Origin of the sequence: Pseudomonas serbiensis, from assembly GCF_030580745.1 — a bacterium.
Classification (GTDB): Bacteria; Pseudomonadota; Gammaproteobacteria; order Pseudomonadales; family Pseudomonadaceae; genus Aquipseudomonas; species Aquipseudomonas serbiensis.
Map to the genome: position 1 here is coordinate 86,184 of NZ_JAUQOO010000015.1, position 15,294 is coordinate 101,477.

The 15,294-nt window shown below is 58.4% G+C and carries 14 protein-coding genes; 7 read left to right on the top strand and 7 right to left on the bottom strand.

The window, feature by feature from the left end; translation table 11 throughout:
* Positions 1-18: 18 nt before the first annotated feature.
* From Q6A51_RS18760 to Q6A51_RS18775, 4 genes are read right to left on the bottom strand one after another with little or no spacing between them, the layout of a single operon-like run.
* The gene (locus Q6A51_RS18760; RefSeq protein ID WP_304575454.1) at positions 19-1,383 is read right to left on the bottom strand and encodes a heavy metal sensor histidine kinase; all 1,365 of its coding nucleotides are present in this window, start codon (positions 1,381-1,383) and stop codon (positions 19-21) included.
* Positions 1,373-2,050 carry a heavy metal response regulator transcription factor gene (locus tag Q6A51_RS18765; protein WP_201005960.1) on the bottom strand — a complete coding sequence of 226 codons (678 nt, stop codon included), beginning with the start codon at positions 2,048-2,050 and terminating at the stop codon, positions 1,373-1,375. The genes Q6A51_RS18760 and Q6A51_RS18765 overlap by 11 nt, the downstream gene beginning before the upstream one ends.
* A 10-nt stretch (positions 2,051-2,060) precedes the next feature.
* Positions 2,061-5,162, bottom strand: coding sequence for a multidrug efflux RND transporter permease subunit (locus tag Q6A51_RS18770; protein ID WP_304575455.1), 3,102 nt, complete (start codon positions 5,160-5,162; stop codon positions 2,061-2,063).
* Complete coding sequence (locus Q6A51_RS18775) at positions 5,159-6,319, bottom strand: efflux RND transporter periplasmic adaptor subunit (protein WP_304575456.1); 1,161 nt, start codon at positions 6,317-6,319, stop codon at positions 5,159-5,161. Before Q6A51_RS18775 ends, Q6A51_RS18770 begins: the two co-directional genes overlap by 4 nt.
* A gap of 116 nt (positions 6,320-6,435) precedes the next feature.
* On the opposite strand from Q6A51_RS18775, the gene Q6A51_RS18780 reads away from it, so the two are divergent.
* The 7 genes from Q6A51_RS18780 (at position 6,436) to Q6A51_RS18810 (ending at position 13,528) form a co-directional block, all read left to right on the top strand.
* Entirely contained in the window at positions 6,436-7,047 is a 612-nt protein-coding gene (locus tag Q6A51_RS18780; RefSeq protein ID WP_201018028.1) for a hypothetical protein, read from the top strand.
* Between the two features lie 308 nt (positions 7,048-7,355).
* The gene (locus tag Q6A51_RS18785) at positions 7,356-7,940 is read left to right on the top strand and encodes a fimbrial protein (RefSeq protein ID WP_201005956.1); all 585 of its coding nucleotides are present in this window, start codon (positions 7,356-7,358) and stop codon (positions 7,938-7,940) included.
* Between the two features lie 61 nt (positions 7,941-8,001).
* Entirely contained in the window at positions 8,002-8,751 is a 750-nt protein-coding gene (locus Q6A51_RS18790) for a fimbrial biogenesis chaperone (RefSeq protein ID WP_201018027.1), read from the top strand.
* A 145-nt stretch (positions 8,752-8,896) separates the two neighbouring features.
* Positions 8,897-11,461, top strand: a complete 2,565-nt coding sequence (locus Q6A51_RS18795; RefSeq protein WP_458296246.1) for a fimbria/pilus outer membrane usher protein — start codon at positions 8,897-8,899, stop codon at positions 11,459-11,461.
* Positions 11,452-12,201 (top strand): fimbrial biogenesis chaperone, encoded by a 750-nt coding sequence (locus Q6A51_RS18800; RefSeq protein WP_374063385.1) that lies wholly within the window; start codon positions 11,452-11,454, stop codon positions 12,199-12,201. The genes Q6A51_RS18795 and Q6A51_RS18800 overlap by 10 nt, the downstream gene beginning before the upstream one ends.
* 1 nt (position 12,202) lies before the next feature.
* Entirely contained in the window at positions 12,203-13,201 is a 999-nt protein-coding gene (locus Q6A51_RS18805) for a fimbrial protein (protein WP_201018024.1), read from the top strand.
* Positions 13,202-13,303: 102 nt separating this feature from the next.
* Positions 13,304-13,528, top strand: coding sequence for a hypothetical protein (locus Q6A51_RS18810; RefSeq protein WP_201018023.1), 225 nt, complete (start codon positions 13,304-13,306; stop codon positions 13,526-13,528).
* Between the two features lie 31 nt (positions 13,529-13,559).
* On the opposite strand, the gene Q6A51_RS18815 is transcribed toward Q6A51_RS18810, so the two are convergent.
* The 3 genes from Q6A51_RS18815 to Q6A51_RS18825 form a co-directional block, all read right to left on the bottom strand.
* Positions 13,560-14,312, bottom strand: a complete 753-nt coding sequence (locus Q6A51_RS18815; protein WP_304575457.1) for a YkgJ family cysteine cluster protein — start codon at positions 14,310-14,312, stop codon at positions 13,560-13,562.
* 101 nt (positions 14,313-14,413) lie between these two features.
* A complete protein-coding gene (locus Q6A51_RS18820; protein WP_201005948.1) occupies positions 14,414-14,728 on the bottom strand; it encodes a hypothetical protein in 315 nt (104 codons plus the stop codon).
* Positions 14,729-14,772: 44 nt separating this feature from the next.
* A complete protein-coding gene (locus tag Q6A51_RS18825; protein WP_201018098.1) occupies positions 14,773-15,234 on the bottom strand; it encodes a GNAT family N-acetyltransferase in 462 nt (153 codons plus the stop codon).
* Between the last annotated feature and the right edge of the window lie 60 nt (positions 15,235-15,294).

A 15,294-nucleotide genomic window follows, 5' to 3' on the forward strand; every position in this document is an offset into this window, starting at 1 on the left:
GGTTTTTATGACGCTGAGTTAGAGCGGTAAATGGATTCCGAACGTATTGAAACCCTGCTCGCTTTTCACAAAGACGGTACCTCCGTGCATCAGCGCAATGGCTTTGACGATCGCCAGCCCCAGGCCATGATTGGCGCCGCTGTTGCTGCGTGATGCATCTACCCGATAGAACCGCTCGAACAGCCGGGGCAGATGTTCTCCCGGTATCTGGGGGCCGGGGTTGGCGACGCCGATAATGACATGCCCGCTGCCTGGCTGAATGTCCACGCGAATCACTTCACCCGGCTCGGTATGTTGCACCGCATTGTGCAGCAGATTGATCAGGGCCCGGCGAAGATGGGCTTTTTCGATAGGCACGCTGGCGTCACCTTGCACATCGACTTTGACCTGAGCGTCTTCAAGGATGAAATCCAGGTAATCGAGGGTAGTGGCGACTTCCTGAGCAAGAGAGGAGCAGGTCAGCTCAGTGACTTTACTGCCCTGATCGGCACTGGCCAGGAACAGCATGTCGTTGATGATCGAGCGCAGCCGCTCCAGTTCTTCAAGGTTCGATTGCAGCACCTCGAAATAATGCTCGGCCGAGCGACCGCGAGTCAGTGCTACCTGAGTCTGGCCGATGAGGTTGGTCAGCGGTGAGCGCAGTTCATGGGCCACATCGGCGTTGAACGACTCAAGCCGCGAATAGGCCTGTTCGACACGCTCCAGCGTCGAGTTGAAAGAGGTGACGAACTGTTCCAGCTCTGGAGGCAATGGCGACATTTGCAGGCGACCGGACAAATGCGGCGGTGACAGTTTCTGGGCCTCCCACGAAAGGCTGGCCAGCGGCCGCAAGCCAATGCGCGCCACCCAGTAGCCCAGCACTGAAGCCAGGGCAATCCCGACGACTGCCAGGCTGACCAGCGCAATCAGCAGCGAGTGCTGTGTATGCCAAAACGTTTCCGTGTCGATGGCTGTCATGAAGCGCAGCGTGGGGCGCTGGTCCTTGGCTGGAAACTCGCTGACCAGTACCTTGAAAGGATACGGGTGATCGGCCAGTTTCAGATCGCGCATGCCCAGCGGACCGTGGGCAAAATTGCGGATCTCGGTGCTCGGGCGACCATACTCATAGACCGGATCGTCGCTGACGACCCAGAAGCGGATACGCTTGTCTTCTTCGCTCAGCAAGGTGAGCTTGTTCTTGATCTTGCCCCAGTGCTCGGGGTTGCCGAAGCGACTGACTGCCGACTCCAGCACACTGTAGCGCGCATCCACTTCGGCTTTGGGCAGCAGGTCCAGGCTCTTGTCGACTTGCAGGTACAAGGCCCAGCCGATCAGCAGAAACACCCCGAAGGCGACCAGCGCGAACAGGCCGCTCAGGCGCAAGGCGATGGAGTCAGTCCGCACCACGGTTCTCCAGCACGTAGCCCATGCCGCGAATGGTGTGCAGCAGTTTCTGTTCGTGGGGGCCGTCCAGCTTGGCGCGCAGACGCTTGATCGCGACTTCCACGACATTGGCGTCGCTGTCGAAATTGATGTCCCAGACCATCTCGGCAATGGCGGTCTTGGACAGAATCTCGCCCTGACGCCGAGCCAGCACACTGAGCAGCGAGAACTCCTTGGCGGTCAGTTCCAGGCGTACGCCGGAGCGCGTGGCCTTGCGGCTGATCAGGTCGATCCACAGGTCGGCGATGCTGATCTGCACCGGTTCATGGCCGCCGCTGCGCCGGGTCAGCGCTTGCAGGCGTGCGACCAGTTCCAGGAAGGAAAACGGTTTGCCCAGATAATCGTCTGCACCTTCGCGCAGGCCGCGAATCCGGTCATCGACCTGCTCGCGTGCGGTCAGCATGATCACTGGCGTCTGCTTCTTTGCCCGCAATGCGCGCAGCACGCCAAAGCCATCAAGGCCTGGCAGCATGACATCGAGGATGATGACTTCGTATTCGTTTTCCAGGGCCTGGTGCAGCCCTTCGATACCGTCCCGGGCCAGATCCACGGTATAGCCTTGTTCGGTCAGGCCGCGATGCAGGTAATCCGCTGTTTTCTCTTCGTCTTCGATAATCAGCACGCGCATGGGACGACTCTCACTTGTGGATGGCCAGCGCTGGCGCAGGCTCTGGCTGGCGGCGATGGAACAGCCGCTCCAGTTGCAGATAGATGACCGGCGTGGTGAACAGCGTCAGCATCTGGCTGACCAGCAGGCCGCCGACCACTGCAATCCCCAGTGGCTGGCGCAGTTCGGCACCGACCCCGAAGCCGAGCATCAACGGCAGCGCGCCGAGCAGGGCGGCGAGGGTGGTCATGATAATCGGACGAAAGCGTGTCATGCAGGCTTCATAGATTGCTTCCCGTGGCGTCAGACCTTGTTCACGCTGGGCTTCAAGTGCGAAGTCCACCAGCAGGATGCCGTTTTTCTTGACGATGCCGATCAGCAGCACCACTCCGATCAGCGCCATGATCGAGAAGTCCTGGCCCATCATCCACAGCAACAACAGCGCGCCGATGCCCGCCGAGGGCAGGGTGGAAATGATGGTCAGCGGGTGGACGAAACTCTCGTAAAGCACACCCAGAATGATATACACCGCCACCAGCGCCGCCAGAATCAGCCATGGCTGGTTGGCCAGTGAACTCTGGAATGCCTGGGCTGCGCCCTGGAAGTTGCCGATGATCGCCGCCGGCATGGCGATTTCTTTCTTGGCTTCATCCAGCATGCGTACTGCATCGCCCAACGCCACGCCCGAGGCCAGGTTGAAGGACAGGTTGGCGGCCGGGAACATGCCGTCATGGCTGATGGACAGCGGCCCCATGGTCGGCGCACTGACCTTGGCCAGTGCCGACAGCGGCACCATCTCGTTGGTCAACGGCGAGCGCAGGTAGAAGTAGTTCAGGCTCTCGGCCTTGCCGCGCTGTTGTGCGTCCAGCTCCAGCACGACCTTGTACTGGTTGACCTCGGTCTGGAATTCACTGATCTGCCGCTGGCCGAAGGCGTCGTAGAGCGCCTGATCGACATCGGCGGTGGTCAGCCCGAAACGCGAGGCGGCGCTGCGGTCGATTTCGATATGGGTCACGCTGCCGCCCAGTTGCAGGTCGTTGGACAGGTCGCGGAATGCCGGATTGCTGCGCAGTTTTTCGGTCAGGCGCTGGGTCCAGGTATTGAGCAGGTCGCCATCGTTGCTCTTGAGCACATATTGATACTGGCTACGGCTGGGGCCGGAACTGAGGTTGATGTCCTGGCCGGCGCGCAGGTAAAGAACGATGCCGGGGACCTTGGCCAGTTTCGGACGCAGGCGGTCGATGAACTCATTGACCGACACATCGCGCTGGGCTCGGGGCTTGAGAGAAATCCAGAAGCGGCCGTTGGCGATGGTCTGGTTGTTGCCGCTGACCCCGACCGAATGCGAGAACGCCAGCACCGCCGGGTCGGCCCCGACGATCTTTGCCAGCTCCAGGTGTTTTTTCACCATGTCCGGATAGGAAATATCGGCTGCGGCTTCGGTGGTCCCCAGAGCGAATGCGGTGTCCTGGACCGGGAAGAAACCCTTGGGAATGACCACATAACCGACAACCGCGAGGACCAGCGTCAGGCCGAAGACCCCGAGCGTCAGACGCTGGTGAGCCAGAGCCTTGCGCAAGCCGCGCTCATAGAGCGCCAGCAGCCGCTCGCCAAAGCCCGGTTTCTGATGCTGGCTGTGCTTGGGGGCGCGCATGAACATGGCGGCGAGCGTTGGAGCCAGTGTCAGGGAAACCACGACGGAAATCAGAATGGTCGCCGTGGCTGTCAGGGCGAACTCCTTGAACAGTCGCCCGACCACGCCGCCCATGAACAACAGCGGAATGAAGGCAGCCACCAGAGAGAAACTGATCGATACCACCGTGAAGCCGATTTCCCCCGAGCCCTTGATCGCCGCCTCACGCATGCCTTGGCCTGCTTCAAGATGGCGATGGATGTTTTCCACCACGACAATCGCATCGTCCACCACGAAGCCGACGGCCACCACAATCGCAACCAGCGTCAGGTTGTTCAGGCTGAAGCCCATGACGTACATCATCGCAAAGCTGGCAACCAGCGACACGCCCAGTACGCTGCTGACGATTAGCGTGGCCGACAGCTGGCGCAGGAACAGTGCCATGACTGCGATCACCAGCAACACGGCGATCAGCAGGGTCAGCTCGACTTCATGCAGCGAGGCGCGGATGGTGCGGGTCCGGTCGTTGAGGACCGAGACGTCTACTGACGCGGGCAGCATTTCCTGCAAGCGTGGCAGTTCGCGTTGAATGCGGTCCACGGTATCCACAATGTTGGCGCCGGGCTGGCGGAAAATCGCGATGTTGACGCCCTGCTGGTCGCCGGACCAGGTCTTGACGTAAGCGTTTTCCGAACCGTTGATGACTCTCGCCACATCCTTGAGGTGGACGGGGGCGCCGTCCTTGTAGGAAACGATCAACTGCGCGTAGTCCTGCGGCTTGAACAACTGATCGTTGGAGGACAGCGTGGAAATACTGTCCTTGCCATACAAGGCACCTTTGGCCAGGTTCAGGCTGGTCTGTTGCACGGACTGGCGTATATCCGCCAGGGTCAGGCCCAGTGCGGCGAGTTTTTCCGGTGCAGCCTGGATACGGATCGCCGGGCGTTGCTGACCGGCGATGGCAACTTGTCCCACGCCTTCTATCTGGCTGAGCTGGCGGGCCAGAAGGGTTTCGGTGATGTCACTCAGTTCGGTGCCGGGCATCAGGTTGGAGCTGACACTCAGGATCAGCACCGGGCTGTCGGCCGGGTTGACCTTGCGCCAGGTCGGCAGGTTCGGCAGGTCGGCGGGCAAGCGGCCAGCGGCCGTATTGATGGCGGCCTGGACTTCCTGGGCGGCGGTATCGATGCTTTTGTTGAGTGTGAATTGCAGCGTCAGGTTGGTCGACCCCAGCGCACTGCTGGAGGTCATTTGTGTCATGCCCGGTATCGCGCTGAACTGCACTTCAAGGGGCGTGGCGACCGAAGAAGCCATGGTTTCCGGGCTGGCGCCGGGAAGCTGCGCGTTGACCTGGATCGTCGGAAATTCCGCTTCGGGCAGCGGGGCAATGGGCAGGCGCGGGAAGGCGATGACACCCAGCAGCACCAGAGCGAACGTCAGCAGTAGAGTGGCGACCGGATGATCGATGCACCAGGCCGAAATGGAACCCTGGCCCTTCATTTCGTACTCCCCACTTTGAGCAGAGGAGGCTGAGGCGACTCATTCACGACTTCGATCCGCACGCCCGGCTTGAGTCGGGATTGACCGTCGCTGACCAGTACATCACCGGCACTTGGCCCGCTGATCAGAGTCAGGTCGCTATCCTGATAAAGCACGGTGACGGGCACGACTTCGACTTTCTGTTCGCTCGTCACCCTGTAGACATAATGCTGATCGATACCGCGCTGCACGACTTGAGGCGGAACCTTGAGCGAGTTGCGTTCGATGCCGGTCTGGATTTTTACCGTGACCAGTTGCCCGGGCCAGAGTTTTTCCTCGGCGTTGTCGAACTGTGCCTTGGCGCGAATGGTGCCGGTGGTGGCCGAGACCTGGTTATCGATCAAGGCCAGTTTGCCTTCACCCAGCAGCGTGCCGTTGGCGCCATCGCCCAGATAAGCCTTGACCGTCGCCGAGGTGGTGTTCGCGGTCAGGCTCTGCAAAGTGGGCAGCATCTGTTGCGGCAGGGAGAACTCGACCGCTACCGGGTTTATCTGGGTAACGGAAAACATTCCGGCGGTATCGCTGACGCGCAGGAAGTTGCCTTCATCCACATTGCGAATCCCGACCCGGCCTGTCACTGGCGAGCGAATCTGAGTGTGGGAAAGCTGGACCTGTGCGGCATTGATCGTTGCCTGATTACCCAGCACGGTGGCACTGAGCTGGCGAACCAGGGCCTTTTGCTGATCGAAGGTCTGCCTGGAAATGCCATTGTCGTCAGTGAGCTGGCGGTAGCGCTTGAGGTCCACTTGCGCCACATCCAGTTGCGCCTGGCTCTGGGCCAGTTGTGCCTTGGCCTGTTCGAGTGCGGCCCGAATCGATCGATCATCCAGGGTTGCCAGCAGGTCGCCGGCCTTGACCGATTGCCCTTCCTTGACCAGCAGGCGGGTGAGGATGCCGTCTACCTGCGGGCGAATCACTACGCTTTGCAAGGACAGCACCGAACCTATTCCGGTTACGAAGCGCGGTACGTCTTCGGCACTGACACTGATCACTTTGACCGGCACGGCGACCGGGGTGCTTATCTTGGCAGCAGCAGGGCGAGTCAGGTTCCAGGCGGCAATCGCGGCAAGCGTTGCAAGGGTGGCCACAATAATGACGATTCTGGTCTGTTTACGCATGTGAAGGAGGCGCCGGGAGGGTCAAGTGAGAAACCGCAATGTCAGGTGTTCCTTATAACGGGTAAATCCGGTCAGTAGAATGACTTTTAGCTGTCAGAAATGTCAGCAAGCGTCATATGACAGGCACAGCATCAAGAAAAGCCCGCTTCGGGCGATATCTGGTTTATAGGTTGAACTGGAAAACGCTTGAATCGCTCATGGTACGTGTGCGGAAAGTTATTGCAGATACGGTGCAGGCATTTCGCACTTCTATGAGAAAAGTCCTACGTGTGCGTGTGATTTTTCTGGCGGTTAATCCTTTCGTCGACTTAACTGAAATCTGTCAGATGATCAAACGGAGTGTTGCCATGAAGAGCGAGGCGTCGGTTTGTAGATGTTTTCTGGAAGCTCTGTCCAAAGCTCGAAGAGTGGCTGCCGCGATGGTTATTCCCGGGCTGTTCCTGGCTGTTCCTGTAACGGTGCAGGCGGAGGCGCTGAGGTTTCACGGCAAAGTTGTCAATACCGGCTGTGATATCGTGCAGGCCGCTGCCGTCGGGCCTGGCAATGATGTCCGGTATGTCCAGGTTTCCGGTATCACGTTCCAGATGAGTACCTCGCGCAATGCATGCAGCGATAAAGCCATTCCGTTCAGCACGCAGTACCAAGTGTTGTCATCCACTTCATTGCAGGCAACCCTACAGAATCAGAGTAAAAACCAGACAGGGTTGTTAATAATTACCTACCAGTAACTATTTCCCTTCTCTCCAACCGTCACGTTTGCCAATGTGACGGTTTTTTTATGCCTGAAAAACAGAAAAGTGTTTTTATCCAAATGCAATCTTTGGTTGACTCTTTTAGTGGGTTTTTCTGCGACATCCTTGAATTATATGGCGTGTAGGCTGTTTTTTACTTTTCCTACAGAAAAGTACTTCACGTTAAATCTTTTTATCTCGCGTTTCAAAGTCATTGGCCTGACAGCGGCGAAAAAGTCCGGGACCTATAGTGCTCGCCGTCCGATAGTGGGCACACACGAAATAACACAAGGAATGTCGTTGGTATGAAAAAGTTTTCTCTCACGTTGGCTGTAATGGGTGTACTGGGTTTGGGTACCGCAAACATGGCTAATGCGGCCAACAACGGTAAGTTGATATTCAATGGAACATTGACCAATATTTCCTGTGATGTTGCTCCGGGTACCGGTGTCAGCCCTGGCACCAACCCTGGTGAGATCAATGTCGATCTTGGAAATGTTTCGTTTTCCGATATCGGTCTTTCGAGTGAAAGCAAGCTTGAAACGGCGATGCCCATTCAGTTGCTGGTCAACTGCAGCGCGGGTGCCGATCAATACAACATGGTGAAGATGCGCTTTACCGCCCGTAATGGCAGTGGTCTGGATAACAATGATTCAAAACTGTTGCGCACTACCGGTGCAGCGGACGGTGTCGGCATTGGTTTGCTTAACGCATCCAATGTACTTATGGATCTGAGCGGTAACGAAACTATCGACAACACCCTGATCAAGGACGGCGCGGGTGGTGCGACGGCAGAAATCAACTTCGGTGCTGTCTATGTCCTCAATGGCACGCCAACCAATCCGGGTAATGCCGATGGTTTCATGCCTTTCGTGCTGGACTACGAGTGATGAAACGGCAGGGTGAGCGTTGCTCGCCCTGCCTCATGCCGAACTCAAAGCGAATGCTCCCATGTCTTTTACCTATTTTCGCTCTGCCGTACTTCTTGCGGTGGGGTTATGGATGTCCGTCGTCGAGGCGGGCATTGTGCTCAACACTACACGGGTCGTTTATCAGGGCGGTGACAAGGAAGCCAGTTTTGGCGTACACAACAGCGGCGGAGGGGAGATTCTCCTGCAATCCTGGCTTGAGGCTCCGGCTACGGAGTCCGTTGCGGCCAATACCGTGGCTGCAAAACTGCCTTTTGTCGTGACGCCGACCCTTGCCCGGATGGCCGGTGGCAGCAAGCAATTGCTGCGTATCATCTATGCCGGTTCCGGTTTGCCGCAAGACCGCGAATCAGTGCTCTGGCTCAATGTGCAGGAGATTCCCCAGACGGCATCGGAAAACACATTGCAGATCGCGATACGCCAGCGCATCAAGGTTTTCTTCCGGCCCCAGGGCCTGCCGGGCGACCCGACGGTTGCCCCGGAGACGTTGCGCTGGCGGCTACTCAAGGGGGATATCCTGGAGGTGGAAAATCCGGGTCCTTACCATGTATCGATGCTCAAACTGTCCACCCGCCAGGGCGGCAAGGAACTGGCCAGCCTTGAAAGCCAGATGCTTTCGCCGGGCCAGAGCCTGCGTCTGACGTTGATGCACAGGTCCGCTGGCGGGCCAGTGTCGCTAAGTTTTATCAGCATCAACGACTTCGGTGGGCAAGTTCCTTATCAAGCGACCTTGAAGGGGGAACAAATCACTCTGGCCAGTAAAGCCCGATAGCGATAACTCTCCCAATATTAGCCTGGACGCTTTTATTGATTCTTAACCCTTTGAGTCCTGACGATAACAGTGGCTCGGTAGCCGTGCATCTGCGTGAAAGGATTCCGCTGCACGTTAAATCTGCGAAGTAGAGTGAAAACAGCTAATGGAATGGCACAACCAGAACAACAAGAAAGTCATGTCGGGCTTTGACCTTTATGACACAGCACACTGGATGAACTGCAATACCCGAAGGTCATTGCGGCGTTGTCGGCTGGCAATGGTGGGGATGAGTTTATGCATGACCGCGCTCACCAGCGCATCGGCGGACACGCGAAGTGTCCAGGCCGTCAAGTTCAATACCGCTTTCATTCAAGGCAGTGACCAGCCTCCTGATCTTCAGGAGTTTCTGCGCGCCAACAGCGTATTACCCGGTACTTATCGGGTGGATGTGTATGTCAACCGGGCATTGAGCGGCCGCCGGGATATTACGTTCATTCCTGACAGCCAGTCAGGTCTGATCGAGCCCTGCCTGAGCCCGGATATGCTTCAGAACTTCGGGCTGGACCCAAAGTATCTGACGGGGGCTGCGCAGCAAGAGTGTTTCGATCTGGCAGCCAGTATTGAATTTGCCCGCGTCGATTATCGCCCCGATGCCTTGCGGCTCGATATCAGTGTTCCCCAGGCTGTTATGGCGCGCAGCAGGCGAGGCTATGTGTCGCCGGAGCTTTGGGACCAAGGCGAAACGGCAGGCTTCGTCAATTACAACTTCAATGGCGCAAGGCGCCGTCAACGCGGGCTGCAAACGGATCAGTATTATCTGGGGCTGCGCAATGGATTCAACATCGGTGCCTGGCGATTGCGCAATGAGTCTTCGCTGGTCCATGGCGATAATCAGTCCTATCGTTTTCGCAGCAACCGTACTTTCGCCCAGCGCGATATCACGGCTCTCAAGAGCCAGTTGACCCTGGGTGAAACCTTCACCGATTCCCAGGTCTTCGACAGTGTGCGTTTCAAGGGCGCTGCGATGGCGTCTGACGATGGAATGCTGTCCGACAGCGAGCGCACTTATGCGCCCGTGATTCGTGGCACCGCCGAAACCAATGCCACGGTCGAGGTTCGGCAAAACGGTTTCATGCTTTACAGCGGCAACGTCTCGCCGGGGCCGTTCGAGATCACCGACATCTATCCCAGCGGTTCCAATGGCGATCTGTTGGTGACCATTATCGAGGCTGATGGCCGGCGGCGTACTTTCACTCAGGCGTATGCATCCTTGCCAATCATGGTGCCTGCCGGTTCGTTTCGCTACAGCCTCGCCGCAGGGCAGGTGGACAGCAATGACGATCATCAGGCCTCGCCCGACTTCACCAGTGCTGCCGTGATATATGGCCTTTCCGAGCGGGTCACCGGCTTTGGTGGTCTGCAACTGGCCGAAGACTACAACGCCGCCAATGTCGGGGCGGGGGTCAATACCGGGCTGGGGGCGGTCTCTCTCGATATCACCCATTCGATCAGCGAGTTGAAGGAGCAAACCCGTAGCGGCCAGAGCATACGGGTACGTTATGCCAATACGCTGGATGTGACCAACACCACACTGGCTGTGGCTGGCTATCGCTATTCGACCGAGCAGTATCGAACCCTCAACCAGCATGTCAGTGAAACGGACGAGCGGCCTGCCCTGATTCCAAACGGGCGAGCGAGGGACCGGCTGGAGCTTAACGTCACTCAGGTATTGCCGAGCCAGACGGGCTCGCTGAGCCTGACCGCTTCCGAGCAGCGTTACTGGAACCTGCCCGGCAAGACCCGGCAGCTTTATCTGTCCTACAACGCCGTCTGGCGCACCTTGAATTACAGCCTGTCCCTCGAACGCAACCAGGAGTCCGGTACTGACAGGAGGGGAGAAACCGATAACCGCATTGCCCTGAGCATGACCTTGCCACTGGGCGACAAGCCGGGGTCTTCGCGTCTCTCGTTCAATGCCGTGCGTGATGACTCCGGCGAATACTCCATGCAGACCGGGCTCAACGGTCAGGTGCTGGATCAGCGCGACCTGTTCTATTCCGTCCAGGCCGGTCATGACAGCAACTCGGGCAGTTTTGGTGCCGGCAAACTCAATGTCACGACGCCTTTCGGTCGTTTCGAGACGGGCTACAGCCAGGGTCGAGACTATGACGCCTTGACCCTGGCCGCGTCCGGTTCATTGGTGGCCCATGGTGCAGGGATCAACCTGGGTCAGCCGCTGGGGGAAACCTTCGCGCTGGTGCAGGTGCCTGATGTCGGTGGTGCAAAGCTGAAGTCCTACAACAATGTGGAAACTTCGGACAATGGCTTTGCGGTCCTGCCTTATGCCCAGCCTTATCGTTCCAACTGGGTTTCGCTGGACACCCGTCAACTGGGTGCCGATATCGATCTGGATAACGCGATCACCCAGATCGTGCCGCGTCGTGGCGCAATACCATTGGTGGTTTTCAAGGCCTCGCAAGGTCGGCGTGTGCAGTTCGAGCTGGTACGTGCCGATGCCACGCAGATTCCACTGGGCGCCACGGTCGAAGACGAACAGGGTAAAACCCTTGCCGTTGTCGATCCGAACAGTCAGGCATTGGTGCTTAGCGAGAAGGACAGCGGCGTGTTGCGCGTGCAGTGGTCCGGGCAAGGTTGCCGGGCTCCGTTCACTTTGCCACCCAAAGACCCCAGGCATGCGTATGAACGGCTCAAGGTGGTTTGCCAATGAGTCGGGCATTTCGTAACGGGCTGGTTGTGTTGCTCTGCTGGGCGTGCGGCAGTGTGCAGGCAGCAGTGTCGCTGGCGGGCACCCGACTGATTTTTGATGGTGCCTTCCGGGAAGCCACTATCCAGACCAGCAACCCCGGTGAGCATGAGGTGCTGGTTCAGGCCTGGCTGAGCGCTCCGCAGGACAGCGATGAAACCCCAAGGGAGCAGCGCACTGTTCTGCCATTTGCCATCACCCCGCATTTTTTCCATCTGCCATCGGCTGGAAAGCAGGAGCTGCGGGTGCTGTATCAGGGCGCAGGCATGCCTGAGGACCGTGAGTCCCTGTTGCACCTGTATGTTCTGGAGGTGCCCAGGCGTCGTGAGGGCAGCAACCAGCTCAATATTGCTGTGCGCCAGCGTATCAACGTGTTCTATCGGCCTCCCGGTTTGCAGGGCGATCCGGCTGAAACCGCACAGCGCCTGAGCTGGAATCTGGCTGATGAAGAGGTGCAGGTCCGCAATCCCACGCCTTACCACGTCACGTTGCAAACCGTGAGGCTCGGTGACCTTCTGCTCAGTGATTATCTGTTGCTGGAGCCGGGGGCTCGCCTTGAACTGCCAGTGCCTCGACGCATCCAGCCGCAGATATTTTCATTCAAGGCGCTGACCGACTACGGCGCTCAGCGCGCCTATTGCACGCGGTTGAAAGGGCGGATGCCCTTCACGCCCGACTCCATCAAACTTCAAGAAGAATGCTGACATGACCTGTTTCCCTGCCAATCGCTGGTTGAAAACCCTCGTTCTTTCAGTGGCACTGAGCCCGGCCACCGGTTTTGCTCTGGTGTGCAAGACACAGGGGACGGGTGAGTCCGCCATTCATGGTGACTTGAGCAGCACGGTCGCCATACCTGCCTCGGTCCCCGATGGGGACGTGGTATGGCGTTCCGAGCGGCTGAACATTCAGGTCGAATGCGCTCGGGAAGGGCAGCAGTCCGTGCAGCAGGAAGTCTTCATCTACCTCAACCCGGACAATCGGGTGATCGGCCAGGGTATTCGGGCCGGTTTGACCCTCGATGGCGTGGACTACCTGCAAACCAGCGGGCGTATCAGTACCCGGCAGTACGTGCCGGTGTGCCATGAAGGGGATTCCAATATCGGCGCTTGTCCCAAGGTGCGTTTCAATATGGCGTTTTCGGTGTTCGTGCAAAAGCATGGGCCGACTCCGCCTTCGGGAGTGGCCAGCGACCTGCTGGATTACCGGATGTTCCAGCTTGACGATGCCGCTGGCCTGGACCCGGTGCCGGGCCGCAGCCTGAGTTATGTCATCAACAACCTGTCGGGTTTGCGTTTCATTGCCTGTGAGGCCCAGTTGCAGGTCTTGCCCGAAACACTGGAGTTCGGTTCGCTGGGCATTCAGCGTGTAGAGGTCGGGAAGGTTTTTGCCAGGCGTCCGTTTTCGCTCCTGGCCAACCGCAGCTGTGAATCACCGTTCAGTCTCAATGCGCGTTTCAGGCCCGTGACGGGACGCCTGTCCGGCGATGTTCTGGTGCCGGGCAACAACAATTCATTGGGCATTCGCATCGTGAGCGAACGGACTAATGCGCCACTGCGTTATAACGAGCTGTTTCATCTGGCCGATCTGCTGGGTGAAAACCAGGCGGCGAGGGTGGACTTCAATGCCGAGCTGCTTTGGCAGACTACCCGACCCAAGGCCGGGCCGTTCGAGGCAGAGGTCATGGTGGATCTGTTCTACAAATGATGACGACTCACGGCTGATGTCTGGCCGGGCAAGCGTTCAGCGATTGAGGTATGCTGCGCGCCCACGGGCATGTGCCCGGCCATTTCGACTTTTGGTGTCGCCATGACAACCCCTGAACAAACACCAGCTCCAGAAGCCGTCACCGACTCAGTGCCGGAGACTGACAAGAAACCCGCGATTGCACCGTTCAGCTTTCCGTTCAAGCCTTCTGAATTCGCTCAAGCCAAGAAAGATCAGGCCTGGTATCAGAAAGCGGGCAAATCTTCGCACCACAAGACTCCCGGCGCTGCGCCTGCCGGAACCCGTCGTTCGATGGGCAAGCGCTGATTCGGGCGGCCTGCGTTCAGGCTGCCTGCACTCAGGTGGCTTGCAGGGGAATGAACATATAGGACAGCGGGTCGCGGGTTGTCACTTCGGCACCTGCCAGGCTCAGCGTGCTGATGACCTCTTGCCCGGCCACGTGAAATTCCCAGCCTGTATCACCCGCAACCAGCTCTGTGCCGTGGGTGACCTGTTCGATGGCGGCTGCAAAAGCCTGCATGTCCGGCAGGTAAGCCACAAATCCGTTGCCCTTGAGCGCCGTGGTGCGAATCCCCAATAGCTGGCAGATCGACTGTTTGGTAGCGATTTCATCCCTGTCGGCCTGACGTGATTGCTCGATCAGCGCCATCAGTTGGGTATCGACCAGCTTGTTGCCAACGATCAAGTCCGGACCCTGCTCCCAGGATTCCGGCGGGCAGTCCTTGGCTTCGGGGCGCAGCGGAATGTGCGGGTTGATCTCCATCGGATAGATACGGCACACCAGCGGGCGGCGTTCGTAGATGCGGCAGAGGTTTTCTGCGTCAAGATTCCGGCAACGACCGACGTTGTAGGCTGCAAAGGTGATCGCCACATAGGCTTGTGCAGAGCCACTGTTCACCACTGTCGAGCGGCGTGTGGCGTGAGTCAGTTGTGCTTCGGGCACACCGTAGCCATTACTCAGGAACGCCTCGGTCAGAATGATCACCGCACCGCCGTCAGCCGCCCATTGCGTGGCTTCGACCAGAGTCAGGGGAACATGGTGATCGGTGCAGCAACCACCGCAACCTACGCAGGAAAACTGAGTGTTCATTGTTTCGGTAACCCGTTCAGAGTAGCTGCCGCGACTGCCAGCGAGTTGCTGTCATTCGCGGCCTGGACAGGTTGCGAAGCAAATTGTGCGCCAGCGCTGCTTCACTTGAGGGGGAGGCTGTCCCATTCGGTCACGCTGGCTTGCCGGTTTTTACGGCTGTACAGGCACAGCTCGGTGCCCTTGCGGTTGTTCATGTGCTTTTGGGGGTAGCGTCCTTGCAGGAGCAGGGCGCTGTAGCCAACCCGGTCATCGAACTGTGCGTTGGTGCCGACGGGTTTGCTGTCCTTGAGCTGGCTGGCCTTGAGGCAGGCGTCGAGCATGGCCTTGTCCAGGGCATCCCATGCTTGCGGGGTGGCCGCATTGGCCTGGCAGGCAAGAGCCGAGAGGATTATCGGCAGTGCGAGGAATGGTTTCATGATCGACCTCCAGGGGCAGTGCTTCGGGCCTGGATTATGGCAGATCACTCCTGTTCGATTGCTGAGCGTCGGATGTAGGACATATCTGATTTTTCATACAGTCGCCGGGCCGATAGATTGTTCTCCATCACCAACAGGTCGACACACGCTTCGCCGCGTTGGCGCAAGTGCCCGAACAGATGAGTCAGCAGCGCCATCGCGACGCCTTTGCGGCGAGCCCGTGGGTGAACCACAAGATCCTTGATGAAGGCGCTGGTCCAGCAGGTAATCACACCGACCGGTCCTTGATCGTCCTGAGCGACGAAACACAGGTCGGTGTCGAACTCGGGGTCATGCTCGAAAGCCATTAGCCAGTGGCGATAGTCCGGCACGCTTCCGCTGCCACCCCGATAACCCAGGGTCAGCAGGCAATGGATGTCCGGGGCTTGATCAAGCGTAAAGGGCAGGGGGCGCACAGGCGCGGGCCAATGCTGCAAAGGCACTGGCTGCCCGAGATCCCGACGCATCAGCCAGCAATGTCGGGCTGATGCGTCGGTACTGGATGGGCCTGCTGGACGTGGCGGGTT